We start from the raw sequence: 24433 nt of genomic DNA on the forward strand, positions 1-24433 counted from the left end.
TTTCCTGGTCCCACGTTCCCACAGTGTCACCGCTGGCTCCCCCACCCCCCCGCAAACCGGCGGTGACCCGATCCCGAGGCCTCCGTTCACCGACAAGGTGGACGGAGGCCTCAAAGTTTTCGGGCCGGGCTTGTTCCAGCGGCGTGACAAAAATTTTTCCGGGGCCAGAAGCCAGATGTCGCGAAAACCGCACGGGGCTTGGTTCGTCGGGGCTTCCGACCATCCCTCAAGACGGCGACGGCGATACCTGATTGTCGGTAAATGTCGCAATCCGGGAACTTTTTGCGACAGTTCCACGTTCTCATCCCGACAGGTTTCTACGGAGGGTAACGCCATGTCGGCATTGATCGAAACAAGCGTCGAGGCGGGGAAGCCCGAAATCAAGACGGCTTTGAGCGACCGCGACTTCAAGCGCGCCCTCGCAGACGTGGCGCCGCATTTGCGCGCTTTTGCCCGCGGCCTGTGCGGCTGCCGTGATCGCGCCGACGATCTTGCCCAAGAGGCGATGCTGCGGGCCTGGGCCGCTCGCGAGCGCTATGCCGCCGGCACCAATTTCAAGGCCTGGACGTTCACGATCCTGCGCAACCACTTCTATTCCGAAGCACGCCGCGCCCGCTTCCACGGCGAGTACGACGAGCTGGCAGCCGAGCGCATCCTGCGCGCCGAAGCCAGCCAGGAGAGCGCGGTCGAACTGGCCGACGTGCTGCGCGCCCTGACCGCCATTCCCGAAAGCTATCGTGAAGCCCTCGTGCTCGTGGCCGCCGGCAACCTTTCTTACGAAGAGATCGCCGATATCTGCGGGATTGCGCTGGGCACCGTGAAGAGCCGCATCTGCCGCGCCCGCGCCATGCTCTCGAAGATCATCGAGTCCGGCCAGCTTCCCGACTTCCGCCACAACTTCGTCCTCAAGGGCGAGGCGATCGACGCCTTCTTCGCGGAACTCGTCAAGGTGGCCAACGTGGATCACTCCGGCGCACACGGCCGCAAGCTGCTGGCAGCCTGACCGGCACCTCCCATCAAGGATCACCGTGCCTTGGGTGCGACGACGATGCCAGTTTCCGGAAAGATCCTCATAGTCGAGGATGAATTCCTGGTAGCACTGCAACTCGAAGACATTCTTGCCGATGGCGGTTACGCCGTCATCGGTACCGTGCCGGACATGGCTTCGCTCGGTCTTCTGGGCGATGCACCCGACGTCGCGCTGGTCGACCTCAACTTGCGCGACGGGCTGACCGGTCCGGCGATCGCCCGTGATCTTGCCGGACGGTTCGGGGCTCGGGTGATCTACGTTACCGCCAATCCCGGGCAGATCGACGTTCCGGCGCCCACCGCGATCGGCATCGTCCAGAAGCCGTTCACCCGCCAGGCTATCCTAGCGGCGATTTCCTATGCCTTGTCCGACTGTGCCCATGCCGACCGCCCGGTCGAACTGGAGCCGTTGGTACAGATCAAGACCCGCATTCACGAGTAGGAGAGGGGCCACTAAGAGCCCGGGCCCGGAACCATAATCAAACGGGGCCTGAGAAGAGAAGGCGGAAGGATGAGCGAATTCGTCCTGCAATGCCTGCAATACTATGGCGCCGCTGCGGGAACCGTGGCGGCGCTTATCGTATCACTGGACCTCGGGCGTCCGCTGGACGGGCTGGGGCTTCGTGGTCTTCGTCACGAGTTCGCTGGCGCTGATCGCCTGGGGGTTCCTCGACGAGAAGGCGCAAGGAATCGGTGTCCAGAACATCGCCCTGTTCGCGATCAACTGCGTGGGCGTGTGGCGCTACCTTCTCTCCAGGCGCAGGAAAGAAGAAGGCTAGGCCGCGTGAACTGGACAGTCCGGAAGCGCCCCATTGCGGACGAAGAATGAGGTGCTAACCTTCCAACATGTATCTTGGCGCAACATTGTTCTGCTCGGCGTTGGTCGCAATTTTCGGCTTCCTTGCCATTGATGCGCTGCGGTCAAGAAAGCTCCGAGGAATCGGGTGGTTTGTCCAGAGGGAGCAAGCACCGTTCAGGTATTGGTTCGGCGTTTTTGCCTACAGCTTGAACTTTGCCTTCGCGTTGCTCTTTATGATATGCCTTACCTCTCTGATTGGCAGCTAGCCACCGAGGCTGTGTGAAAACGCGGTGATCTGCTATGTTTTATGCCTGTTTGGGAAGGCGTGAGATGGGGCGTTTCATCGAGGGTTGTGATCGGCGGGAGGTTCAGCTTCTGCCGGACTGCATTGACGATTACGTTGCCGAGGACAGCCAGGTTCGGGTGATCGACGTGTTCGTCGACGAGCTGGACTTGTCAGCGCTAGGCTTTGGCGATGCGGCGGCGACAGGCCGTCCGGGGTACCATCCGGCAACGATGCTCAAGCTCTACCTCTATGGCTATCTCAACCAGGTGCAGTCGAGCCGCCGGCTTGAACGCGAGGCTGGACGCAATCTGGAGCTGATGTGGCTGACAGGCAAGCTGGCGCCCGACTTCAAGACAATCGCAGACTTCCGCCGCAACAGCGGCGAGGCGATCCGGGCGAGTTGCCACCGGTTCGTGGTGTTGTGCCGCGAGCTGGGGCTGATCGCTGGCGGCACCGTGGCGGTGGACGGCAGCCGGTTCAAGGCGGTGAACACGCGCGACAGGAACTTCACCCCTGGAGCAATCCGACGGCGGATGGAGCAGATCGAGGCGAGCATCGAGCGTTATCTCGGCCTGCTCGACACTGCTGACCGGCAGGAGGACGTGGTGGCGCAGGTCCGCACCAAGCGACTTGGCGAACGGCTCGAGGCGCTACGTCGCCAGATGCGCGAGCTTCAGGAGATGGAGCGTGTGGTGGCGGACGCACCTGACCGTCAGATCTCGCTGACCGACCCGGATGCACGGGCGATGGCAAGTGCCGGGAAGGGAACGGGGCTGGTCGGCTACAACCTCCAGGCGGCGGTCGATGCCGACAGTCACATGATCGTGGCGCATGAGGTGACAAATGTCGGTCATGACCGCTCGCAACTGGCGAACATGGGCCGCAAGGCACGCGCGGCGATCGGATCGAACGAACTGACCGTACTTGCCGACCGCGGCTACTTCTCAGGCGTCGAGGTGCTGGCCTGCGAGGAAGAAGGCATTACCGCGATCTGTCCCAGGCCGCTTACCTCCGGAGCCAAGGCTGACGGACGGTTCGGCAAGCAGGACTTCCGCTACGAGCAGGCCACAGACAGCTATCGCTGCCCTGCGGGAGAAACGCTCCCCCGCCGCTTTACCACAGTCGAACATGGCCTGCGGCTCCATGCCTACTGGTCCAGTCATTGCGGCGTTTGCACGATCAAGCCGCAATGCACGACCGGCAAGGAACGGCGGATCAAGCGGTGGGAGCACGAACACGTGATCGAGACGATGCAGGCAAGGCTCGAGCGCATGCCCGACGCCATGCGCGTCCGACGACGAACCGTCGAACACGTGTTCGGCACAATCAAGGACTGGATGGGAAGAAGCCACTTCAAGACCCGGACCCTGGAGAAGGTCGGAACTGAAATGAGCCTCCACGTCCTCGCCTATAACATGAAGCGCGCGATCAACATGCTCGGCGCCCCGAGGATGATCGCGGCGATGAAAGGCTGAGCCGAAGGAGCCACCACGCGCCTGCTACTTCAAAAACAGACAACGCGTTTTCACACAGCCTCCACCCTTCTCGGTCATCCGGCGGAGGTCGGATTTGTCCACGCGGGCCAAGCCTTGCGCATGTTCCGTGCGTCATCGCCCGACAAGGAAAAGGCGCGGTGACCGAAGCCACCGCGCCCCCGCTGCTCGCGCAAGTCCGAGAGGGTATCAGACCGCGCCGAGCGCGTGTTCGCCGGCTTCGTGTTCCGCGATCGGCTTGCCGGTCAGCAGCTTGAACGCGCCCTTGAGGCCCAGGTCCGAAGTCCAGACCTCGGCGTCGTCGATGTCGAAACGCAGCATCACCACCGAGGCGTCCTGCTTTCCGTTGGGGAACCAGGCTTCGACCGCGTTGTTCCAGTGCTTCTCGCGCACTGCCGGATCGGTTTCCTCGACCAGGGTGCCGTCGATGCAGGCGAAGACGTCGTGTCCCTTGGTCGAGACCTGGCCCATCGCCCTGCCACCGCCGCCGATGCGGTTGTCGCGCTTGGTGAAGAACCACACGGCGTGATGCGCTTCCTTGTCGAGCTGGGCCGTCATCGGCTCGGCGTGGCCGGGCGCCCCTTCGAGCTTCATCATGATGAACGGACTGGCCTGGAACGACTTCCAGAACGTTTCGCGAATGTCCTTGTCCATGGCTCTTCTCCTTAGATGGCTGTTGCACCGACAACGCGCCGGCACCTCCATGCGTTCCCCCGAAACGGGACGGGCCTCTCCCGCGCTCGCCGCAGGAAAGGCCCGCCCCGTCCTTGCCGGGAGTCAGCAGCGTTATTCGCGCGCGTCGCCGGGGAGTTCCTTCTCGGCCACGGCCAGTTCCTTGGGCTTGCGCTTCTCGAACACCGCGGCGAGCTTCTTCTCGGTCTCGGTGGACAGCGTCTTGGCGGCGGAGGGGAACATCTCCTCTTCCTCCTCGTCGATGTGGTGGAGGTAGCGGTGGCGCATCTCCTTGAACTTCACCAGCCAGGCTGACGAACTCATGTCGATCTCGAAGAGTTCGCCGAGGAAATCGTCGATCTCCTTGTGCTCCGACACCGAGTGGCGGGCCTCGTCGCGCAGCTCGGGAGTGGCCAGCATCGTCGCATAGAGCGATTCCTCCTCTGCCGCTGCGTGCGCCTGCAGCTCCTTGCGCAGCTTTTCGAAAAGCTCGCGACGTTCCTCGCTATCGCCCTTGGTCTCGCCCAACTGCTCGAGCATGATGCGATGCTTGTCGTGGTCTGCCTTGAGGTCCTCGAAGATCCTTGCGTCTGCCATGGTACACTCCTGTGGATTGCCGTTTCTTTGCCAATGGAACGGCCCGCAGCGCATCCGGTTTCCGGCGGCCTCGACAACTTCGTCGTCGCTCGCGCGTTCAGCACGGGCAAGGGACTGTTCGGAAAGCGCAAAACCAATGACGCGCCTCAAATTCGCCGACGACACGGCTGCGGGCATCACTCGCAAGCCGATTCGCGGCAGCAAGTGGGCCTACTACGGCGCTGACGGTGCGCGGATCACCGAGCGCGACGAGATCGACCGCCTCAACCGCATCGCCCTGCCGCCGGCCTACGAGAACTGCTGGTTCTCGGCCGATCCGCACGTTCACCTGCTGGCCGTCGGCTACGACGCGCGGGGGCGCAAGCAGTACCGCTACCATCCGGACTGGCGGGAATCGCGCGAGGCGATGAAGTTCGAACTGTGCCCCCGCTTCGGTGCGGCGCTGCCCGCCTTGCGCGAGCGGGTCGCCGAAGACCTCGCCGGTCGCAGGCTGGGCCGCGAGCGCGCGATCGCCTCGGTCGTGGCGCTGCTCGATACCGGCGCGATCCGCGTCGGCAACGAGTGCTATGCCAAGGCGAACAAGAGCTTCGGCGCGACGACCTTGCGCAACCGCCATGCCACGATCGAGCGCGGCACTTTGCGTCTGCGCTTCAAGGGCAAGTCGGGCAAGCTGCAGGAGATCGCCTGCGACGATCCCTCGCTGGTGCGCTGCGTGCGCAAGATGCAGGACCTGCCCGGCCAGCACTTGTTCCAATACCTCGACGAGGACGGCGATGCGGTCCCGGTGCACAGCCACGACGTCAATGCGTATCTGGCCGAGACGATGGGGGAGGGCTTCACTGCCAAGCACTTCCGCACATGGGCGGCGAGCACCCTGGCCTTCTCGCTGATGTGGGACCAGCGCGGGGTATCGTTGCGCACTTTGCTCGAGGAGGTCTCGCAATGCCTGGGCAACACCCCGGCGATCGCGCGCAAGTCCTACGTCCATCCCGCCGTGATCGCCGCCGCCAAGGGCGATGCCGGTGCTCCCGCGCTCCCGGACAAGCTGCCGCGCAGCACGCGCTGGATGACCCGCGAGGAGCGCGGCCTGCTCAAGTTCCTGGAAGCGGCTTGAGGTCTTCGCCTACGCCCGCCGGTAGGGGCCCAGCGTCGCGATCAGGGCCAGCACGCCTACCAGCACCGTGCCGGAGCAGGCCAGCGCGAGGTCGGCGCTGCCGGTGGCGTCGGTCGCCCAGCCGAACAGCGGCGGACCGAAGGCTGCGCCGAGACTGAACAGGCCAAGCACGGCGCCATAGGTCGCGCCGTAGTTTTCCAGTGCGGCGTAACGGCTGGTGAAGTAGGCGAGCATGTCCACTTCGGCGCCGGCTGCGAGGCCCAGCAGAAGCGCGGCCGGGATGGCCGGTCCATGCACGAAGAGGATGGCGCAGGCGATCACCGGCGAGGTCAGGAACAGGCAGGCGACCCGCGGGGCGTGGAAGCGGTCGAATAGCCAGCCCACGATCGCGCGGGCCAGGATGACGGCGATGCCGATGAAGGCGGCGACTTTCGCGGCCCGGGCGGCCGGCACCCCACGGTCGATCAGCATCGGCACGAGATGGACGATGAGCGCGGCAACGATGACGCCCAGCAGGAAGCCGATCAGCGCGATCTGCACCGTGGGCCGAGTCACCTCGATCCTGCCGCGCCCGGAGCGCCCGCCGCTCTCGCCGGGCTGCCGGTCGGAGCGCTCGCCGCGCCCGGTCGCCCAGCTCACCGGGATGCCGATCGCCGCGACGATCAGCGCCATCGTCATGACCCCGGCGCGCCACCCTTGCGCGGCGATCACCGGGCCCAGCAGCGCCGGCGCGACGACGGCGGCCAGGCCGGTGCCGGTCAGCATGAGCCCCAGAGCGAAGCCACGACCGTGGTCGAAGCGCAGCGAGACGACGCGTGCCCAGATCGCCGGCGTGGTTCCGCAGGCGACGAGCGAGACGAGCAACCACAGCGCGTACCAGGCGCCCAGCGAAGGCCCGATCCGTGCCAGCGCAAGGAAGCCGAGCGGCGTCGCGAGATAGCTGGCGATGGCGATGCGGCGGTTGCCGAAACGGTCGGCAAGGCGCCCGACGATCGGCGCGGATAGGAAGATGCCGAGCTGCTGGAACGTCGCCGCACCCGAAACCTCGGCGCGGGTCCAGCCGAATTCTGCCTGTAGCGGGGCGACGAAAAGGCCCAGCGAGTAGAAGCCCACGCCCATCATGCCGACGCCGATCGCCAGCGCCGCGGCCAGGACGGTGGGCCAGCCGGCGGCGAGTTCGGCCCGGGCCTGGGTGGGGGAATGGGTCATCGATCAATCATGGCACGGGGAAAGAGCGCTGCCACCTGCCGTCCCGCCGCAAACTCGCAGGGCGGATAGCCGGCGGCGCAGGACAAACACTTGGCCCACCCGCCCGCGCGCTCTAGAGCCTGTCGGCTTGCAGCGGAAGCGGCACCGGTGCCGCTTGAACAGGACAGACAAGGCAATCCCCATGACAACCGCGAAACTGCCCCCCATCCTCGTCGTCACCACCGGCGGCACCATCGACAAGCAGTATTTCGATGCCCTTAGCGAATACCAGATTGCCGAGAGCATGATCGAGAAGCTGCTGGAGACCGCGCGCGTCGCCCACCCGTTCCGCATCGTCGAACTGATGCGCAAGGACAGCCTCGAGCTGACCGACGAGGACCGCACCCTGATCGCCGCGACCATCGCCAACGCGCCCGAGCGCCACGTCGTCCTCACCCACGGCACCGACACGATGACCGAGACTGCCAGGGCGCTGGCCGACATCGAGGGCAAGACCGTCGTGCTGTGCGGTGCGCTCGCTCCGGCGCGCTTTGCCGAGAGCGACGCGGCCTTCAACCTGGGCATGGCCTTCGCCACGTGCCAGTCCGCCGGACCGGGCGTGTGGATCACCATGAGCGGTTCGGTCTTCGACGGGCTCAAGGTCCGCAAGGATCGCGCAGCCGGGAAGTTCCTGCCGCTTTAACTTTCCCCTCCCGCGCGCGCCTTTGCTTCCCGCGCCTTAACCACTGCAATCGTTGCCAGCCCTGGCTTCTACGGAACCCTCCGTAGCGGTTGCTTGTGCGATCGATAACCCTGCCGCGGTACCTGTTCTAGGCAACAGGTGCCGGCATCGCGTCTCCCTCGCGTTCCGGCCCGCCCCTCGCGGAAGGCAGGCAGGCAACGTGAAGCTGGCAATGCACATCACGCCCGATATCGAGGCCCCGCTGACCCATGCCCCGATCGGCGCGATGATCGTCGAGCGCACCGGCGTCATCACCTGGGCCAACGCGGTCTGTGCGACGCTGATGGCCGAGCCCGACGCGGATCGCCTGCGCCTCGGTCTCGTCTTCGTCTGGTTCGGGGAACAGGATGCCGAGACGCTGCGGCAGATGTTCGACGTGTTCTTCTCCGCGCCCATCGCGCAGCGTGACCCGTGGACCCGCAAGTTCGTCCTCCATGCGACCGATGGCTCGCGCCCGGTGATCTCGCTGACGCTGGCGCCCGTCGCCGGCGAGGACGAAGGGCGCGCAGTCGTGTACTTGCGCAACACCACGCGCGAGATCACGGCGGAGCGGCGCTTCTCGCAGATGTTCGAGACCCTGCCATTGGGTCTGGTGGTGGTCGATGCCAAGGGGCGCATCGCCCAGGCCAACGCCATGCTCGCCAGCCAGTTCGGTCATCCGATCGAGGACATGGTCGGCCAGCCGCTCAACATGCTGCTGCCCGAACGCTATCGCGACGCGCACGTCCATCAGGTCGCCGACTATGGCGCCGCGCCTGAATCGCGGATGATGGCGGCGGGCCGTGACCTCACAGGGCTGCATGCTTCGGGGCGCGAGTTTCCCGTCGAGGTGGCGCTGACGCGCTTCGAGAACCCGGGCCAGCCGCTGTTCATGGCGATCGTCGGCGACATCACCCACCGCAAGCGTTCCGAAACCGCGCTGCAGCAGACCAATGCGCAACTGGAAGAGTTCACCTACGTCGCCAGCCACGACCTGCGCTCGCCGCTGCGCGGGATCGGCGATCTCGTCACCTGGATTCGCGAGGACCTCGACGAGGCGCTGGGAAAAGGCGCGCTGCCCGAGAGCGTGACGCACAACTTCGACCGCATCACCCAGCGTATCGAGCGCTGCGAGCAGATGATCGACGACCTGCTCAGCTACGCCCGCGCCGGCGTGCGCGACACCAAGCTGCACCGTATCGACCCCCGCGAACTGGTCGAGGAGGCGATGGCGATGGCGGTGATCCCCGACAGCTTCGAGGTCGAGGTGGACGTCCACGGCAAGGACCTGATGGCCCCGCGGGCGCCGCTGTCGACTTCGTTGCGCAACCTCATCGCCAATGCCGTGAAGCACCACGGTGGCACCGCTGGCCGCATCCGCATCGCCATGCGCGAGGAAGGGCGCTTCTCGATCTTCACCGTCGAGGACGACGGGCAGGGCATTCCCGAGGGCAACGAGGAACGCATCTTCAAGCTGTTCCATCGTGCCTCACCGGGCACTGACGGCGACGGGGTCGGCCTCGCCTTCACTCGCCGCATGATAAACGCGCATGGCGGCATGGTCACCGTGCAGGGCAACGGCCCGCTCGGAGGTGCGACGTTCGAAGTCCACTGGCCGCGCATTCTCCTGCGAGAAACCGATGACGAATGAATTCCCCCTCGTTCCCAGCGAATGCGACACCGTCGGCGGCCAGCTTGCCGACTGCACCGTCCTGCTGGTCGACGACGACGACGTCGCGACCGAAGGCGTGCTGCGCAGCTTCCGCAAGCATCGGGTGCCGTGCCGCACGATCACTGCGGGCGACGGTGCCGAGGCGCTTTCGGTCCTGCGCGGGTGCCATCCGGCCAAGCGGCTGGACACGCCCGTCATCGTCCTGCTCGACCTCAACATGCCGGGCATGGACGGCTTCCAGTTCCTCGACGCGGTCCGCGCCGACCCGCTGCTGCGGCGCACGGTGGTCTTCGTGCTGTCGACCTCGGCGCGCGAACAGGATCGCTCCCGCGCCTACGACGGCCATGTCGCCGGCTACATGGTGAAATCGGCGGTCGGCCCGCAGTTCGCGCGGCTCGCCGACTTCATCGGCAAGTACGCGCATACCCAGGAGCTTCCCTAGCTCTCCTCTCCGGCTGCAAGGACCTTCTCCTCCATGGACCACCTGCACAACGGCACCCAGAACATCCATGCCCTGATCGTGGACGACGACGACGTGGACCGCGAGCGGCTCGTGCGCATGCTGCGGCGCGGCCCGCGCGCGATTACCGTCGAGCAGGCCGCTTCCCAGGCCCAGGCGCTCGACCTGATCCGTCAGCCGGAAGCGCATTTCGACATCGTCTTCCTCGACTTCGGCCTGACCGACGGCGACGGGCGCGACCTGCTTCCCGCGATCCGCGACGGGATCGACCCGGACTGCCCGATCATCGCCGTCACCGGCAATGCCGACGAGCAGATCGCTGCGGATTCGATCAAGTCGGGCATGACCGAATATCTTACCAAGCGATCGCTTTCGCCGGAGCGGGTGGCAGCCTCGGTCGAGGAGGGCATGGCGTGGCGTCAGTACCGCCACGACTTGCGCCGGCAGGAGGAGGAACTGACCCACCGCTCGCTGCACGATCCGCTCACCGACCTGCCTAACCGCACGCTGTTCTCCGACCGCCTCGACCAGGCCTGCGCCCGCGCGCGTCGCAGCGGCGATCCCTTCGCGGTGGTGATGATCGACCTCGATCGCTTCAAGGAGATCAACGACAGCCTCGGCCATGCCGCGGGCGACGCCGTGCTCGTCACCATCGGCCGCCGCCTGCGCGAGCACTTGCGCGAAGTCGACACCATCGCGCGGCTGGGCGGCGACGAGTTCGCGATCCTCCTGCAGAACGTCGACGGCGAGGAATCGGCGCGGGCGGTCGCCACCAAGCTGACCGAGATGATCCAGGCGCCGATCGTCCACGGCGGGCGCGTGCTCCACGTCGGCGGCTCGATCGGAATCGCCCTGTGCCCGCTGCTGGGCTTCTCGCCCGAAGGCCTGCTCGCCGCCGCCGACGAGGCGATGTACGAGAGCAAGCGAGCCGGGGGGCGGGGCACCGACAAGGCGGTTCTCGCCGCCACGTCCGATCTCCAGCCCCGGCGCCGCTACGACCAGGGCGGCCTGATGCAGGACATCGAGCGGGCGATCGCCACGCGCACGCTCGACTGGCACTGGCAGCCCAAGGTCGACATGCGCAACGGCGAGGTGCTGGGTTTCGAGGCGCTGGTGCGCTGGGACCATCCGACCGACGGGCCGCTCCCGGCCGACGTGCTGATCGAGACGATCGAGCAGTCGCACCTGCTGGAAGCCTTCACCTACCTCTGCCTCGACTTCGTGCTCGAACAGTTCGCGGCGCTCCAGCCGGTGCTGGACAAGGCGGCGATCTGCATCAACGTCTCGGCGCGGATGCTCGAGCGTCCCGGCTTCGTCGGCCACGTCGTGGAGACCACCGCGCGCCACGGCGTCGACCCCGCGCGCGTCATGCTGGAGCTGACCGAGACGGCGCTGATCGCCAATCCCGCGCAGGCCAAGCGCGTGATCGAGCAATTGCAGGACCACAAGATCTCGCTGTCGATCGACGATTTCGGCGCCGGATTCACCTCGTTCGGTTACTTGCGCGATTTCGCGGTGAGCGAGATCAAGATCGACCGCTCGTTCATCGCGCGCTTCACCGAGAGCCGCTTCGACCAGTCGCTGGTCCACTCGCTCGTCGTGCTGTGCGAGAGCCTCGGCATTCCGCTGGTGGCCGAAGGGGTGGAGAATCCGGAAACGCAGGCGATGCTCGTGGCCATGGGCTGCACCTGCGGGCAAGGGTACGGCATCTGCCGCCCGATGCCCTACGCCGAAGTGCGCGACTGGCTGGAGACGTGGAACGGGAAGCGCAACGGCGAACGGCTGCGGGCGTAGGCGGGGATCGGCGCGGACCCTCGCTCGAAACCGTCAGGCCCGGGCGGCGATGACGATGATCTCGACCTTGTAGCCGGGTGCCGCGAGCCGGGCCTCGCCGGTGGCGCGCGCGGGAGCGGGGTGGCCGGCGATCCAGGCGTCCCATACCGCGTTCATCTCCTCGAAGTCGGCGATGTCGGCGAGCCAGATGGTCGTCATCAGCAGATGATCCTTGTCGCTGCCTGCCTTGGCCAGCAGAGCCTCGATCTCGGCGAGCGCGGTGCTGGTCTGCTCGGCCACGCTCTGGCCTTCATCGCCGACCTGGCCCGCGAGGTAGATCGTGTCGCCGTGGATCACGGCCTCGCTCATGCGAAGGCCCTGGTCGATGCGGGTGATGGTCATTGTCAGTCCTCGTCTTGAGTGGTGCGCGGTTCAGTAGCGGCTGATCGCCAGGTCCGCAGCCTCTATCGCCGGGGCGCGGCCGCCGATGATGTCGGCGATGACGTGGGCCGAGCCGCAGGCCATCGTCCAGCCCAACGTGCCGTGGCCGGTGTTGAGGTAGAGGTTCGGCACCTTGGTCGGCCCGATCACCGGCGTGCTGTCGGGCGTCATGGGCCTGAGGCCGCACCAGAACGAGGCGGCGGCCATGTCCCCGGCGCCGGGGAACAGCGAGCCTGCCGAATGCTCCAGCGTGGCGCGGCGGGCAGGGGGCAGATCCGTGGTGAAGCCCGAGATTTCGGCCATGCCGCCCACCCGGATGCGGTCGCCCAGGCGCGTGATGGCGACCTTGTAGCTCTCGTCCAGCAGAGTGGAGACCGGCGCGCGTGCTTCCTCGACGATGGGCACGGTGATCGAATAGCCCTTCACCGGATAGACCGGAAGCCGGATGCCCAGCGGCGCCACCAGCTGCGGCGAATAGCTGCCCAGCGCCACGAGATAGGCGTCGGCGACCACCCTGCCCACGCGTCCATCGGCTTCGGTCTCGACGTGGGTGATACGCCCGCCTTCGCTGGCCAGCCGCGTGATCGAGGTGCCGTGGAGGAAGCGAACACCCCGCGTCGCCGCCATTTGCGCAAGCGCATTGGTGAACTTGAAGCAGTCCCCGGTCTCGTCGTGGGGCAGGCGCAGGCCGCCGACGATGGAGGCCGCGCTCCCCGCTAGGCCGGGCTCCGCGGCAATGCAGCCGGCGCGGTCGAGCACTTCGAACGGCACCCCGTCCGCACGCAGGACGGCGATGTCCTTGCCGATGTTGTCGAGCTGCTTCTGCTCGCGGAACAACTGGAGCGTACCCTGGCTGCGTTCGTCGTAGCGGATGCCGGTCTCGCCGCGCAGTTCGATCAGACGGTCGCGGCTGAACTCGGCGAGGCGCACCATGCGGCCCTTGTTGATCGCATAGTCGCGCGCGTTGCAGTTGCCCAGCATCGCCACCAGCCAGCGCAGCATCGCTCCGTGGTCGGCAAGTCCGGCGTGCGGCCGCAGGACCAGCGGCGCGTGCTTCATCATCAGCCAGCGCAGCGCCTTCATCGGGATGCCCGGTGCCGCCCAGGGCGAGGCGTAGCCGGGGGAGATCTCGCCGGCATTGGCGAAGCTGGTCTCCAGCGCGGGGCCGCTCTGGCGGTCGACGACGACGACCTCGTGCCCGGCCTGCGCCAGATACCACGCCGAGGTGACCCCGATGACGCCGCTGCCCAGGATCGCGATCTTCATCGTGCAGTGCTCCGATCGTGTGCAGGAACGTGGACCCGCTCGTAGCGGTGGCCGAGCTGGGTGAGGATCTCGTAGGAGATGGTCCCGGCATCGGCAGCCACCGCGTCGAGGGTCTGGTGCGGCCCGATCAGTTCCACGGGTGCGCCGGGATACAGGTGTTCGGCCGGCACGTCCGTGACGTCGAGCGTGATACTGTCCATCGACACCCGTCCGACCACCGGCACGCGCATCCCGGCGACGAAGGCGCTCCCCCGGTTGCCGAGGCACCGCGGCCAGCCGTCGGCATAGCCCACGGGTATCGTCGCGATGCGGCTCTCGCGCAGGACCTGGTGGGTGAGCCCGTAGCCGACGCGGGTTCCGACAGGGATCGTGCGAAGTTGCGCGATCCGCGCGTCGAGCGCGACTACCGCATGCATCGGGTTGGGCCCGTCGTTTGGCGCCCCGCCGTACATCGCGATTCCCGCGCGCACGAGGTCGAGGTGCCCGCGTCCGAGGAAGGCGCCGCCGCTGTTGTCGAGCGAGCGCGGTACGCCCGGGAAGCCGGCGCAGACGGCCTCGAAGCGGCGGACCTGTTCGGCATTCGCGGGGTCGGCGGGCTCGTCCGCGCAGGCGAGGTGGCTCATGACGAGGCGCACCTCGATGCCCGCCAGAAGCGACGGGTCGGCCAGGAGGGCAGCGATCTCGTCTGCCGGAAGGCCCATGCGCGACATCCCCGTGTCCACCTGCAACACGCCGGGCAGGACCTCGTTCCGCGAGGCAGCAAGCGCGGCCCAGCGCGCGATCTGGTCCAGCGAGTTGAGCACGGGGATGGCGCCGATGGCGGCGCATTCAGCCTCGGCACCGGGCATCAGGCCGTTGAGCACGTAGAGCGGCACGTCCTGCGGCAGTTCCGGCTTGAGAGTTCGCGCCTCGCCGAGCAGCGCGACGAAAAGGTGTCGGCAGCCCTGGTCGAGCAGGGTCCGGGCGACGTGCGCCGCGCCCAGGCCGTAGCCATCGGCCTTGACGACGCCGGCGACCTGGGCCGGCGCGACCTGGCGGCAGAGCAGCCGGTAGTTCGCCGCGAGGGCTTCGAAGTCGATAGTCAGGATTGCACCGGCAGTCACGAAGGCCCCCGCGATTGGCTACTCCATCCAGATTATCGGAAGTTCGGGCGAATTTCCTGCCGGAAAGCAGAATGATCCGCTATATTTCTCTCGATCTTGCAACATCGTGCGAGCATAGAGCAATATCATGTCGCCAGCATCCGACGCCATCGACCGTGCCATCCTGCGCCTCCTGCGCAGCGATGGCCGTCGCCCCAATTCCGAGATCGCGCAGGAAGTGGGCCTGTCGCCTTCCGCATGCTTGCGGCGTATCAAGATTCTCGAGGATCGTGGGGTCATCCGCGGCTACACCGTCATCACCGGCCCGGACGAGGATGACGAGCGCGGGGTCGATGTGGTGGTGCAGGTCACGCTGGAACGGCAGACCGACGACTACCTCTCGCGCTTCGAAAGCGCTGTGCGGCAGTGCCCGGAAGTGCGCGAGTGCTTCCTGATGACCGGCCATGTCGACTACTGGCTGCGCCTGCGCACCGAGAGCGTCGCGGCCTACGAGGCCATCCATGGCGAAGTCCTCTCGCGGCTTCCGGGGGTGACCCGGATCAGCTCGAGCTTCGCGATGCGCGACGCCCTGCAGCCCCGCCGCGGCCGACGCTGAGGCGGGCCGCCTGCCAGGCGACCGGCACGAGTTCGAAATTGCGCACCGTGCGAATCTCGCTGCGGCCGGCCCGGGCCTGGAAGGCGGCGGCCTTCACAAAATAATATTGCGAGTTACCAGCAACAGAAGAATTTGAAGCGCGTCGTCTGGCGGGCCGCAAAAGCGGCTGCGTGCCCTGCCGGGAGCCGGTCCAGGCCGGAATACCTTGATCTTGCCGCGAATCCACCGCAAGCGAGGCAATCCCGACGGTCCCATTTCGGCAGGTCCATGCAAGTCAATTCCAGTCGCGTTGCTACCCCTTCGAAGCGAGGACTCGATCCCTGGACCGCCATCGGCCTGGCGATCGCGGTCGTGTTCTTCATCGTCAGCGGGACCGTCGCCTATCTCAACGTGCAGACGCTGCGCGAGGACGCGGCGAAGATCTTCCACTCGCACACCGTGATCGTGGCCATGCATGACCTGATGTCCTCGGTGCAGGATGCGGAGACCGGCCAGCGCGGCTACCTGCTGGTCGGCAAGGACAAGTACCTCGATCCTTACAACGCCGCGCTCGCGGACGTCGACGCGCGGTTCGACAGGATCGCCACCCTGACGCGGGACAATCCCGACCAGCAGGCGCGAATGGGGCCGCTGCGCCACCACATCGACGCCAAGCTGGCCGAACTGCGCGATACGATCACGGCGCGCAAGACGACGGGAATCGCGGCGGCGCTGGCGATCGTCGGTACCGATCGCGGCAAGATCGAGATGGACGAGGTGCGCTCCCAGCTCGAAGTCATGCAGGACGAGGAGGAGCGCCTGCGCGAGGTCCGGCTGGCCGAGATGGAGGAAGCCTATCGCTCCGCCTGGGTCAGCGGCATCCTGTCGTGCGGACTGGGCATCGTGCTGACGCTGGTGATCGGCATGCTGATGCGCCGCGCCGCGCTGGCTGCGGATCGCCTCAAGTGGCTGCAGAGCGGCCAGGTCGAACTCAGCGCCACGATGCTTGGCGACCAGAACAGCGAACAACTGGGCGAGAGCGTGCTGGCCTTCCTCGTGCGCTTCGCAGGCGCGCAGGCCGGGGCCCTGTTCGCGGCCGAGGGCGGCCACTATCGCCGCGTCGCCGCCTACGGAGTGCCGGTGGACGCGCAGATCGTCGAGCGCTTCTCGTTGCGCCAGGGCCTGCTCGGGCAGGTCGCGGCAGACGGCGAACCGGTGCTGCTCGCCGACATTCCCGACGGCTACCTCACCATCGGCTCGACGTTCGGTAGCGACAAGCCGCGCCACCTCCTGATAGCGCCGGTCTTCGCCGACAAGGTGGTGCAGGGCGTCATCGAGCTGGGCTTCCTGCAGCCGGTCGACGAGCGGATACTCACATTCCTGTCGGAGATCTCGGCATCGGTCGGAGTCGCGCTGCGCTCGGCGCGCTATAGGGCGCAGTTGCAGCACCACACCGAGGAACTGCAGGTCCAGAGCGAGGAGCTGCGCGTTTCCAACGAGGAACTGGAAGAGCAGGGCCGCGCCCTCAAGGAATCGCAGGCCAACCTTGAACAGCAGCAGGTCGAGCTGGAACAGACCAACTCGCAGCTAGAGGAACAGGCCCAGCTTCTCGAAAACCAGCGCGACGATCTCGCGAGGTCCAATTCCGCCGTCGAACTCAAGGCGCGCGAGCTGGAACAGGCGAGCCGCTACAAGTCCGACTTCCTCGCCAACATGAGCCACGAACTTCGCACGCCGCTCAATTCGCTGCTGATCCTGTCGAAGCTGCTGGGCGACAACCGGAGCGAAAATCTCACCGGTGAGCAGGTCCAGTACGCCCGCACCATCGAGTCTGCCGGCAACGACTTGCTGGCGCTCATCAACGACATTCTCGACTTGTCGAAGATCGAGGCCGGGCACCTCCAGGTCAGGCCGGAATCGTTCCTCGTCGAGCGGCTGGCCGGTGACTTGCGGCAGGTCTTCCAGCCGATCGCGACCAGCCGCGGGCTCGATTTCGAGATCGGCATCGACCCCGCCTGCGCCCCCTCCATCGAGACCGACCGCCAGCGGCTGGAGCAGATCCTCAAGAACCTGCTGTCCAACGCCTTCAAGTTCACCGAAGCCGGGGGTGTCCGCCTCGATATCGAACCTGCCGGGGGAGAGGACGGTGCGGATCGCCTGCTGCTGGCCGTCAGCGATACCGGCATCGGCATTCCCGAGGACCAGCAGAAAGCCATCTTCGAGGCCTTCCGCCAGGCCGACGGCACCATCAGCCGCAAGTTCGGCGGCACCGGGCTTGGCCTGTCGATCTCCCGCGAACTCGCCCGCCTGCTGGGCGGGGCGATCAGCCTGAGCAGCGTGCCGGGCAAGGGCAGCCGTTTCACGCTGGCGCTCCCGATCGCCTACGACCCCGGCGTCGTGCAGCCGCGCGACGAGAGCGTTCCGGCGCCGAGCTTGCCGGCCCCTGCCACCGCTGCCGAACCCAAGCCCCGTCCTGCGCCTCTGCAGCGCCAGGTCGAGGACGACCGCGATGCGCTTTCGTCCAGCCAGCGGGTGCTGCTGGTGGTCGAGGACGACGCGTCCTTCGCCGGTATCGTGCGCGACATTTCGCGCGAGATGGGCTTCCAGTGCCTCGTCACCGGCACGGCCGAGGAAGCGCTGCACCTGGCGCGCACGTTCAAGCCGCACGCGGTGGTGCTCGACATCGGCCTGCCCGACCAGTCGGGCCTCGCGCTGCTCGACCGGCTCAAGCGGGACGTCGAGACGCGGCACATCCCGGTCCACGTCGTCTCGGGCAGCGACCATACCCAGACCGCACTGTCGCTCGGCGCCATCGGCTACCTCGTCAAGCCGGTGAAGCGCGAGGAACTGGCCGGCGTGCTCGATGCGCTGGCGGCCAAGCTCGCCTCCGACACGCGCCGCGTGCTCATCGTTGAGGACGACGACGTCCAGCGCGATGCGGTGGGGCGCCTGCTGGCGACCGGCGGCGTCGAGACGGTGGGCGTCGCCACGGCGGCCGAATGCCTCGAAGCGCTGAGCACCGAGACCTTCGATTGCATGGTCCTCGACCTCAACCTGCCGGACGCCAGCGGGTTCAGCCTGCTGGAGACGCTCAGCAAGGAGGGTACTTATGCCTTCCCGCCGGTGATCGTCTACACCGGCCACGACCTGACGCCTGACGACGAGCAGCGCCTGCGTCGCTATTCCGATTCGATCATCATCAAGGGCGCCCGCTCGCCCGAGCGCCTGCTGGACGAGGTCTCGCTGTTCCTCCATCAGGTCGTGACCGAGCTGCCTCCCGAGCAGCAGACGATGATCCGCGCCGCGCGCAACCGCGACGCCATCCTCGAAGGCCGCCGCATCCTCGTGGTGGAGGACGACGTGCGCAACGTCTTCTCGCTCACCAACATCCTCGAGCCGCAAGGCGCGGTGGTGGAGATCGCCCGCAACGGGCAGGAGGCGCTCGACGTGCTCGACGCCGCCGCGGGCGACGACAGCCGCAGGATCGACCTCGTGCTGATGGACGTGATGATGCCGGTGATGGATGGCCTGACCGCCACCCGCGCCATCCGCGAGGACCCGCGCTGGAACAAGCTGCCGGTCATCGCCCTGACCGCCAAGGCCATGCCCGACGACCAGGAACGCTGTATCGAGGCCGGCGCCAACGACTACATGGCCAAGCCCCTGGACGTGGACAAGCTGCTCTCGCTGGTTCGCGTCTGGATGCCGCGCTGACGCGAGATGGCCGTCAGGAGGGGAACAAGACCGGAGGCCAGGCGCTTGAGGGAGCATGACGACCGGGACGATGGCAGCCAAGACGATCAAATACCCGCCGGTAGCGGTGTGAAGGGGGGCTGCTGAACGTCATGGGGCCGGACGGAATCGATAGCGAGAAGATCGAGGACATCGAGATCCGCCTTCTGTTGGAGGCGCTCTATCGGCGTTATCATTACGACTTCCGCAACTACGCCCAGGCCTCGATCAAGCGCCGCCTCAGGCAGGCGCGCGACCGGCAGGGGCTCAAGACGTTCTCGGCGCTGCAGGACAAGCTGCTACACGATCCGGCCGCCGCGGCGCATGTGCTGCGCTTTCTCACCGTCCAGGTGAGCGACTTCTTTCGCGACCCCGACTACTTCCGGGCGATCCGCGAGAAGGTGGTGCCGCACTTGCGGACTTATCCTTCGCTCAAGGTCTGGATCGCGGGATGCAGTGCGGGCGAGGAACTGCATTCCTTCGCCATCCTCTTCCGCGAGGAAGGGCTCGAGGACCGCACCCTGTTCTACGCCACCGACATCAACCAGGAAGCCCTCGAGGCGGCCGCTCGCGGGATCTATCCGCTCGACCGGGTGAAGGCCTTCACCGAGAACTACCGTCTGGCGGGGGGGAAGGGTTCACTGTCGGACTACTACACCACCGGATACGGCGGCGCGGTCTTCGACAAGAGCCTGCGCGAACGGGTGGTCTTTTCCGACCACAGCCTCGTCACCGACGCGGTGTTCTCGGAGATGCAGCTGATCTCGTGTCGCAACGTCATGATCTACTTCGACCGCGATCTGCAGGACCGCGCCGTCGGGCTGTTCCGCGATTCGCTGGGCCGTGGCGGTTTCCTGGGGTTGGGGTCCAAGGAGACGCTGCGCTTTTCCGCCCACGCCGAGGCCTTCGCGGACTTCGTGCGCGAGGAAAAGATCTACCAGAGGCGCAAGGGATGAGCGGACGGGCGGCAAAAGTCGTGGCGATCGGCGCCTCGGCCGGCGCGATCCAGGTCCTGCTTCACCTCCTGCCTGCGCTGCCGGAAGACTTCGCGCTGCCGGTGCTCGTCGTCGTCCACATCCCGTCCGGCCGGCGTAGTGAACTGACCACGCTGTTCGCTGCCAGGTGCCGGCTGCAGGTCATCGAGGGAGAGGACAAGGAGCCCATCGAGGCGGGGACCATCACGTTCGCGCCGCCCGACTACCACATGCTGGTCGAGGCCGGCGGCACGATCTCGCTTTCGGCGGACGACCCGGTGTTCTTTTCGCGCCCTTCGATCGACGTCCTGTTCGAAAGCGCCGCGGACGCGTATGGTCCCGGTCTGGTCGGCGTGGTGCTGACCGGAGCCAACGAGGACGGCGCGCGGGGCCTCGGGGCCATCGCAAAGGCGGGGGGAATGGCGATCGTGCAGGACCCGGCGACCGCCTATGCGCGTGCCATGCCCGAGGCTGCGCTCAAGGTGTGCCGGACCGCTCGGGTGCTGTCGCCCGACGGCATCGTGGCGGCATTGCTGGAAGCAGGAGGGCGATGATGCCCGCGAGCGAGCGCGTCCACGTCCTGCTGGTCGACGACCTGCCCGCGAACCTGCTCGCGCTCGAAGCCCTGCTGAAGCGCGAGGATGTCGTGCTGCTGAAGGCTGGCTCGGGGGAGGAGGCACTGGAACTGCTGTTGCGCCACGATGTCGCGCTGGCGTTGCTCGACGTGCAGATGCCCGAGATGGACGGGTTCGAGCTCGCCGAGATCATGCGCGGTTCCGAACGCACCCGCCACGTTCCGATCATCTTCGTGACCGCCGGCAGTTCGGACACCCAGCGGCGCTTTCGCGGCTACGAGGCAGGCGCTGTGGACTTCATCGCCAAGCCGATCGAGCCGCACGTTCTGCGCAGCAAGGCGGACATCTTCTTCGACCTCTACCGCCAGCGCCGCCAGATCGCCGCGCAGCGCGACGAACTGGTGGCCTCCGCTGCCGCCCTGCGCGAGGCCGACCGTACCAAGGACCAGTTCCTCGCCGTCCTGGCGCACGAACTGCGCAATCCCGTGGCCGCACTGATGAGCGGGCTCGACCTGCTGGGCCGCAAGCGCGAGCCGGAAGAGGCGGACATGATCCGGGCGCAGATGGAGCGGATGCTGTTCCACCTCGCCCGCCTTGTCGAGGACCTGCTGGACGTCTCGCGGATCAGCGAGGGCAAAGTCTCGCTCAAGACCGCGCGGATCGAACTGGGCGAGATCCTGCGCTCTGCGGTCGAGGCGAGCCGGCACAACATCGACGCGGCGGGCCATCACCTCGCCGTTGAGGAGCCGGACGGGCCGGTCTGGCTGGAAGCGGACTACACCCGGCTCTCGCAGGTGGTCGCCAACCTTCTCAACAACGCGGCGAAATACACGCCTGCAGGCGGTGCGATCGGCCTGTCCGCCCGCCTCGACGGCGCCGAGGTCGAAATCCGCGTCACCGACAACGGCGTGGGCATTCCCACCGAAATGCAGGCGCAGATCTTCGAGATTTTCACCCAGGTGGAAACCCATCTCGGCCGCGCTCAGGGTGGCCTCGGCATCGGCCTCGCGCTGGTCAGGCGGCTGGTCGCGCTACATGGCGGCACCATCGCGGTGGCGAGCGAGGGCCCGGGCCATGGCAGCACGTTCACCGTGCGCCTTCCCGTCGCGCCCCGGCCGGGCGTGGCGATCGATCAGATCCTGGCGATTCCCAAGGGCTAGCGCGGCGGCGCGGGGTTGCTCGGGGTTTCCCCTGCTCGCCTTCAATGACGAACCGGGTCGGCCACGATTCGCCGCCGCCATATGCTCGCCACTTCGTCCAGCCGGTGCCCGGGGCGTGCCGCCGCGCATTTGTTGCATCGTCTGCCCGCGGCTGAGACATGCTGAAATCCGAGGGCAACGGGGATGGAATAGCCGCAACACACCAAGGCCAGTAATGGAGAAGGCCATGCTCCACGGACCGATCGAGCTTCATGCCGGTCTCACGACGCCCCAGAAGGTCTGCTTCTTTTTCAATGCGCAGTTGCACCATGTCTTCCACGCGATGCCGCTTGCGGTCGAGATGTCGCGCGATCCGCGCTTCTCGGTCGACATCGTGGCGATGACCGGGGATCACATCGCGCTGGCCCGGGACATCGCTCGAAGGCATGGCGCGACGAACCTGCATTTCGTCCATGTGACCGGGCCGCTGCTGTCGGCGATCACCGGCATGACCGGCGGCACCACGCCGCCCAAGCTTCCCGCGCTGGCGGCTGCCCGCAAGCTTCTCGTGGAGTACGACGCCATCGTCGTGCCCGAGCGGACCTCGCTGCTGCTGCGCTTCGCGGGACTGCGCAAGACCGCGTTCATCCACACCTGTCACGGCGCCGGCGATCGCGCGGTGGGTTACGACAAGCGCATCAGCCAGTTCGACTTCGTGCTGCTGGCCGGCGAGAAGCAGCGCCGCCGCATGCTCGACAAGGGCCTGATCCGCGAGGGCCACTACGCGATCGTCGGCTACGGCAAGTTCGACCTTACCGAGGGCCGTCTGCCGGACCGCCTTTTCCCGGAGGAGCGCCCGGTCGTCCTGTACAACCCGCACTTCTCGGCGCGGCTCTCGTCCTGGCCCGATATGGGCCTCGACGTGATCCGCCAGTTCGCGCGCGACGATCGCTTCAACCTGATCGTCGCCCCGCACATCCGTATGTACGACAACCGTCGCCGCCGAGCGGCGATGGAGCGCCGGCTCGCCGAGTTCGCCGGCCTGCCGCACATCCACATCGATCTCGGCAGCCCGGCGAGCGTCGACATGCGCTATACCCGGATGGCGTCGGTCTACCTCGGCGACGTGAGCAGCCAGGTCTACGAGTTCGTCGTGAGCCCGCGCCCCTGCCTGTTCCTCGATGCGCATCGCGCGGACTGGCAGGGCAACCCGAACTACCGCCACTGGCAGTACGGCCCGGTGCACCAGTCCAGCGACCATGTCGTCGACAAGGTCGAGGCGGCGATCGCCTGGCATGAAATCTACGCACCGGCGCAGCGGCACGGCGTGGCCGAGACGTTCGATCGCGAGCAGGGGCGGGCCTCCGTTCGCGCTGCCCGCGCAGTCGGCGATTTTTTGGCCTATCGCGCCGAAGGACGCAGGCTCAGCCGGATGGCCCCGACCCGCAGCCCCAAGCGCGACATGCTCGTTCATGAGTGAGGCCGGATCGCCCATCTGGGTCGTCGCGCGGGTCCATGGTCCCGACGAAGGCGGGGTGCAGACGTATGTCGCGCAAGTGGCGCAGGCCTATGCGCGTAGCGGGCGCCGCGTCACCGTCTTCGCCAAGTCGTCGGCCGGGCCGCGCCGGGCCGTCGAGGGCGGGGTCACGCTGGTCGACGTCGGACCTGCCTCGCAGCTGCGCGTCTACATGCGGCTCGCCCGCGCCATGGCCGCCGCCTGGATAGCGGGCGAGCGGCCCGAGGCGATCCACGCCTGCACCTGGCGCGCCGCGATCCCGGCGCTGCCGTTCCGCCGCCCGCTGGTGGTCACTGTCCATGGCCGCGAGATCGGTCGCCCGGCGGGCATAGCCTTCCTGCTGATGCGCGCGGTGCTGTCGCGCACGGCGCGGGTGGTGGCTGTCAGCGATGCGACGCGGGCACTGATGCTCTCGCGCATGCCGACCCTCGCCGATCGCTGCGTGGCGGCCTGGAACGGCGTCGTCCTTCCGGCGGAGCGGCCGGTCGAGACAGGCAACGCGGTGCCGCGCATCATCACCGTCTGCCGGCTGGTGCCGCGCAAGAACGTGGCGGCAGCGGTTCGCGCCGTGTCGGACTGCCGGGCCGGGGGCGTCGCCATCGACTACGCGGTGATCGGCCGCGGCGACGACGAATCCGCCGTGCGCGAGGCGGTGGCCGATGGCGCCGTGATCCAGGGGCCTGGCGGTATCGTCATGACCGGCTACGTCAGCGACGAGGAACTGGCGCTGCGCTACCGCACTGCCGACATCTTCCTCCACCCGCAGATCGCGCTGGAGGGGGGCGCCGAAATGGAGGGGTTCGGCCTGAGCGTGGCGGATGCCATGGCACAAGGCATTCCCTGCATCGTCGGTCGCGACGGCGGGCCGGGCGAACTGGTGCGCGACGGCGTCGACGGCCTCGTGGTCGACGGGCGCACGCCTTCGGAAATCCGCGCCGCAGTCGCGCTCCTTGCGCGCGATCCTGCCTATCGCCGCAAGCTGGGCGAGAACGCGCGGGCCTTCGCGGCGGAGAACTTCTGCTGGGACCGCCACTGTCGGCTGGCCCTCGAAGGACTGGCGGATCAGCTCGGCCGTCCGGATGCGGGGCAGGAATCGCGCGCCGGGAAAGCCGTTTTGTCCACCTAGTTCGCCGTTCATTTGCAGGCTTTTCTGGGCGGCTATGGTTTTCGGTGAAAGTCATCTCCCCTTTCCGACCGGCGCGCTCATGAGCCGTCTCATCGTGATCCGGGGCGGGCGGATCGCGCTGCCGAGCGGGCGGGGTCGGGCGGGCAGTCGATGCACTCGCGCCGGTTATGGCGGTTTGAATGA

General features: G+C 67.0%; 21 protein-coding genes and 1 pseudogene. 16 read left to right on the top strand and 6 right to left on the bottom strand.

Features of this window, described 5'->3' with window-relative positions; all coding sequences use genetic code 11:
- Positions 1-334: 334 nt before the first annotated feature.
- The 4 genes and pseudogenes from ACFFDA_RS27040 to ACFFDA_RS27055 all read left to right on the top strand — a co-directional run bounded on the left by ACFFDA_RS27040 (position 335) and on the right by ACFFDA_RS27055 (position 3589).
- On the top strand, positions 335-1003 hold the full coding sequence (locus tag ACFFDA_RS27040) for a sigma-70 family RNA polymerase sigma factor (RefSeq protein ID WP_404480348.1): 669 nt from the start codon (positions 335-337) through the stop codon (positions 1001-1003).
- A gap of 45 nt (positions 1004-1048) precedes the next feature.
- Positions 1049-1471 (top strand): response regulator, encoded by a 423-nt coding sequence (locus tag ACFFDA_RS27045; protein ID WP_404480349.1) that lies wholly within the window; start codon positions 1049-1051, stop codon positions 1469-1471.
- Positions 1472-1540: 69 nt separating this feature from the next.
- Positions 1541-1808, top strand: a pseudogene (locus ACFFDA_RS27050) (hypothetical protein).
- 350 nt (positions 1809-2158) lie between these two features.
- Positions 2159-3589 carry an IS1182 family transposase gene (locus ACFFDA_RS27055; protein ID WP_404477461.1) on the top strand — a complete coding sequence of 477 codons (1431 nt, stop codon included), beginning with the start codon at positions 2159-2161 and terminating at the stop codon, positions 3587-3589.
- 207 nt (positions 3590-3796) lie between these two features.
- Here the strand turns inward: ACFFDA_RS27055 and ACFFDA_RS27060 are convergent, their stop codons facing one another.
- A complete protein-coding gene (locus tag ACFFDA_RS27060; RefSeq protein WP_404480350.1) occupies positions 3797-4261 on the bottom strand; it encodes a pyridoxamine 5'-phosphate oxidase family protein in 465 nt (154 codons plus the stop codon).
- Positions 4262-4393: 132 nt separating this feature from the next.
- A complete protein-coding gene (locus ACFFDA_RS27065) occupies positions 4394-4876 on the bottom strand; it encodes a hemerythrin domain-containing protein (RefSeq protein WP_404480351.1) in 483 nt (160 codons plus the stop codon).
- A 136-nt stretch (positions 4877-5012) separates the two neighbouring features.
- Between ACFFDA_RS27065 and ACFFDA_RS27070 the strand changes: the two genes are divergently transcribed.
- Positions 5013-5990, top strand: a complete 978-nt coding sequence (locus tag ACFFDA_RS27070) for a DNA topoisomerase IB (protein WP_404480352.1) — start codon at positions 5013-5015, stop codon at positions 5988-5990.
- A gap of 9 nt (positions 5991-5999) precedes the next feature.
- Here the strand turns inward: ACFFDA_RS27070 and ACFFDA_RS27075 are convergent, their stop codons facing one another.
- Positions 6000-7199 (bottom strand): MFS transporter, encoded by a 1200-nt coding sequence (locus ACFFDA_RS27075; protein ID WP_404480353.1) that lies wholly within the window; start codon positions 7197-7199, stop codon positions 6000-6002.
- A 181-nt stretch (positions 7200-7380) separates the two neighbouring features.
- Here ACFFDA_RS27075 and ACFFDA_RS27080 point away from each other — a divergent pair, with 181 nt between their 5' ends.
- From ACFFDA_RS27080 to ACFFDA_RS27095, 4 genes are all read left to right on the top strand, one after another.
- Positions 7381-7881, top strand: a complete 501-nt coding sequence (locus tag ACFFDA_RS27080) for an asparaginase domain-containing protein (RefSeq protein WP_404480354.1) — start codon at positions 7381-7383, stop codon at positions 7879-7881.
- A 199-nt stretch (positions 7882-8080) separates the two neighbouring features.
- Complete coding sequence (locus ACFFDA_RS27085; protein WP_404480355.1) at positions 8081-9550, top strand: PAS domain S-box protein; 1470 nt, start codon at positions 8081-8083, stop codon at positions 9548-9550.
- On the top strand, positions 9540-10013 hold the full coding sequence (locus ACFFDA_RS27090) for a response regulator (protein ID WP_404480356.1): 474 nt from the start codon (positions 9540-9542) through the stop codon (positions 10011-10013). Before ACFFDA_RS27085 ends, ACFFDA_RS27090 begins: the two co-directional genes overlap by 11 nt.
- 33 nt (positions 10014-10046) lie before the next feature.
- Positions 10047-11825: a putative bifunctional diguanylate cyclase/phosphodiesterase gene (locus ACFFDA_RS27095; RefSeq protein ID WP_404480357.1), complete on the top strand. Its 1779-nt coding sequence runs from the start codon at positions 10047-10049 to the stop codon at positions 11823-11825.
- Between the two features lie 33 nt (positions 11826-11858).
- On the opposite strand, the gene ACFFDA_RS27100 is transcribed toward ACFFDA_RS27095, so the two are convergent.
- From ACFFDA_RS27100 to alr, 3 genes are read right to left on the bottom strand one after another with little or no spacing between them, the layout of a single operon-like run.
- Positions 11859-12206, bottom strand: a complete 348-nt coding sequence (locus ACFFDA_RS27100) for a RidA family protein (protein ID WP_404480358.1) — start codon at positions 12204-12206, stop codon at positions 11859-11861.
- Positions 12207-12236: 30 nt separating this feature from the next.
- Positions 12237-13511: a D-amino acid dehydrogenase gene (locus tag ACFFDA_RS27105; RefSeq protein WP_404480359.1), complete on the bottom strand. Its 1275-nt coding sequence runs from the start codon at positions 13509-13511 to the stop codon at positions 12237-12239.
- The gene (gene alr, locus ACFFDA_RS27110; protein ID WP_404480360.1) at positions 13508-14614 is read right to left on the bottom strand and encodes an alanine racemase; all 1107 of its coding nucleotides are present in this window, start codon (positions 14612-14614) and stop codon (positions 13508-13510) included. The genes ACFFDA_RS27105 and alr overlap by 4 nt, the downstream gene beginning before the upstream one ends.
- A gap of 127 nt (positions 14615-14741) precedes the next feature.
- Here alr and ACFFDA_RS27115 point away from each other — a divergent pair, with 127 nt between their 5' ends.
- The 7 genes from ACFFDA_RS27115 to ACFFDA_RS27145 all read left to right on the top strand — a co-directional run bounded on the left by ACFFDA_RS27115 (position 14742) and on the right by ACFFDA_RS27145 (position 24250).
- Positions 14742-15209, top strand: coding sequence for an Lrp/AsnC family transcriptional regulator (locus ACFFDA_RS27115; protein ID WP_404480361.1), 468 nt, complete (start codon positions 14742-14744; stop codon positions 15207-15209).
- Between the two features lie 267 nt (positions 15210-15476).
- Entirely contained in the window at positions 15477-18902 is a 3426-nt protein-coding gene (locus ACFFDA_RS27120) for a response regulator (RefSeq protein WP_404480362.1), read from the top strand.
- A 131-nt stretch (positions 18903-19033) separates the two neighbouring features.
- Positions 19034-19876: a CheR family methyltransferase gene (locus ACFFDA_RS27125; RefSeq protein WP_404480363.1), complete on the top strand. Its 843-nt coding sequence runs from the start codon at positions 19034-19036 to the stop codon at positions 19874-19876.
- Positions 19873-20448, top strand: a complete 576-nt coding sequence (locus ACFFDA_RS27130; RefSeq protein WP_404480364.1) for a chemotaxis protein CheB — start codon at positions 19873-19875, stop codon at positions 20446-20448. Before ACFFDA_RS27125 ends, ACFFDA_RS27130 begins: the two co-directional genes overlap by 4 nt.
- Positions 20445-21629 (top strand): ATP-binding protein, encoded by a 1185-nt coding sequence (locus tag ACFFDA_RS27135; RefSeq protein ID WP_404480365.1) that lies wholly within the window; start codon positions 20445-20447, stop codon positions 21627-21629. Before ACFFDA_RS27130 ends, ACFFDA_RS27135 begins: the two co-directional genes overlap by 4 nt.
- Positions 21630-21855: 226 nt before the next feature.
- Entirely contained in the window at positions 21856-23088 is a 1233-nt protein-coding gene (locus tag ACFFDA_RS27140) for a glycosyl transferase (protein ID WP_404480366.1), read from the top strand.
- A complete protein-coding gene (locus ACFFDA_RS27145) occupies positions 23081-24250 on the top strand; it encodes a glycosyltransferase family 4 protein (RefSeq protein WP_404480367.1) in 1170 nt (389 codons plus the stop codon). Before ACFFDA_RS27140 ends, ACFFDA_RS27145 begins: the two co-directional genes overlap by 8 nt.
- Positions 24251-24433 lie beyond the last annotated feature (183 nt).

The sequence above is a fragment of the Novosphingobium sp. BL-52-GroH genome (assembly GCF_044813085.1).
Classification (GTDB): Bacteria; Pseudomonadota; Alphaproteobacteria; order Sphingomonadales; family Sphingomonadaceae; genus Novosphingobium.

Excerpts from the sequence above, each read along its gene's own strand:
- ACFFDA_RS27115 (WP_404480361.1), top strand. The coding sequence starts at position 14,742 with ATGTCGCCAGCATCCGACGCCATCGACCGTGCCATCCTGCGCCTCCTG.
- ACFFDA_RS27080 (WP_404480354.1), top strand. The coding sequence starts at position 7,381 with ATGACAACCGCGAAACTGCCCCCCATCCTCGTCGTCACCACCGGCGGC.
- ACFFDA_RS27065 (WP_404480351.1), bottom strand. The coding sequence starts at position 4,876 with ATGGCAGACGCAAGGATCTTCGAGGACCTCAAGGCAGACCACGACAAG.
- ACFFDA_RS27040 (WP_404480348.1), top strand. The coding sequence starts at position 335 with ATGTCGGCATTGATCGAAACAAGCGTCGAGGCGGGGAAGCCCGAAATC.
- ACFFDA_RS27140 (WP_404480366.1), top strand. The coding sequence starts at position 21,856 with ATGCTCCACGGACCGATCGAGCTTCATGCCGGTCTCACGACGCCCCAG.
- ACFFDA_RS27145 (WP_404480367.1), top strand. The coding sequence starts at position 23,081 with ATGAGTGAGGCCGGATCGCCCATCTGGGTCGTCGCGCGGGTCCATGGT.
- ACFFDA_RS27060 (WP_404480350.1), bottom strand. The coding sequence starts at position 4,261 with ATGGACAAGGACATTCGCGAAACGTTCTGGAAGTCGTTCCAGGCCAGT.
- ACFFDA_RS27105 (WP_404480359.1), bottom strand. The coding sequence starts at position 13,511 with ATGAAGATCGCGATCCTGGGCAGCGGCGTCATCGGGGTCACCTCGGCG.
- ACFFDA_RS27095 (WP_404480357.1), top strand. The coding sequence starts at position 10,047 with ATGGACCACCTGCACAACGGCACCCAGAACATCCATGCCCTGATCGTG.
- ACFFDA_RS27125 (WP_404480363.1), top strand. The coding sequence starts at position 19,034 with ATGGGGCCGGACGGAATCGATAGCGAGAAGATCGAGGACATCGAGATC.
- ACFFDA_RS27130 (WP_404480364.1), top strand. The coding sequence starts at position 19,873 with ATGAGCGGACGGGCGGCAAAAGTCGTGGCGATCGGCGCCTCGGCCGGC.
- ACFFDA_RS27090 (WP_404480356.1), top strand. The coding sequence starts at position 9,540 with ATGACGAATGAATTCCCCCTCGTTCCCAGCGAATGCGACACCGTCGGC.
- ACFFDA_RS27100 (WP_404480358.1), bottom strand. The coding sequence starts at position 12,206 with ATGACCATCACCCGCATCGACCAGGGCCTTCGCATGAGCGAGGCCGTG.
- ACFFDA_RS27135 (WP_404480365.1), top strand. The coding sequence starts at position 20,445 with ATGATGCCCGCGAGCGAGCGCGTCCACGTCCTGCTGGTCGACGACCTG.
- ACFFDA_RS27070 (WP_404480352.1), top strand. The coding sequence starts at position 5,013 with ATGACGCGCCTCAAATTCGCCGACGACACGGCTGCGGGCATCACTCGC.
- ACFFDA_RS27045 (WP_404480349.1), top strand. The coding sequence starts at position 1,049 with ATGCCAGTTTCCGGAAAGATCCTCATAGTCGAGGATGAATTCCTGGTA.
- ACFFDA_RS27120 (WP_404480362.1), top strand. The coding sequence starts at position 15,477 with ATGCAAGTCAATTCCAGTCGCGTTGCTACCCCTTCGAAGCGAGGACTC.
- ACFFDA_RS27055 (WP_404477461.1), top strand. The coding sequence starts at position 2,159 with ATGGGGCGTTTCATCGAGGGTTGTGATCGGCGGGAGGTTCAGCTTCTG.
- ACFFDA_RS27075 (WP_404480353.1), bottom strand. The coding sequence starts at position 7,199 with ATGACCCATTCCCCCACCCAGGCCCGGGCCGAACTCGCCGCCGGCTGG.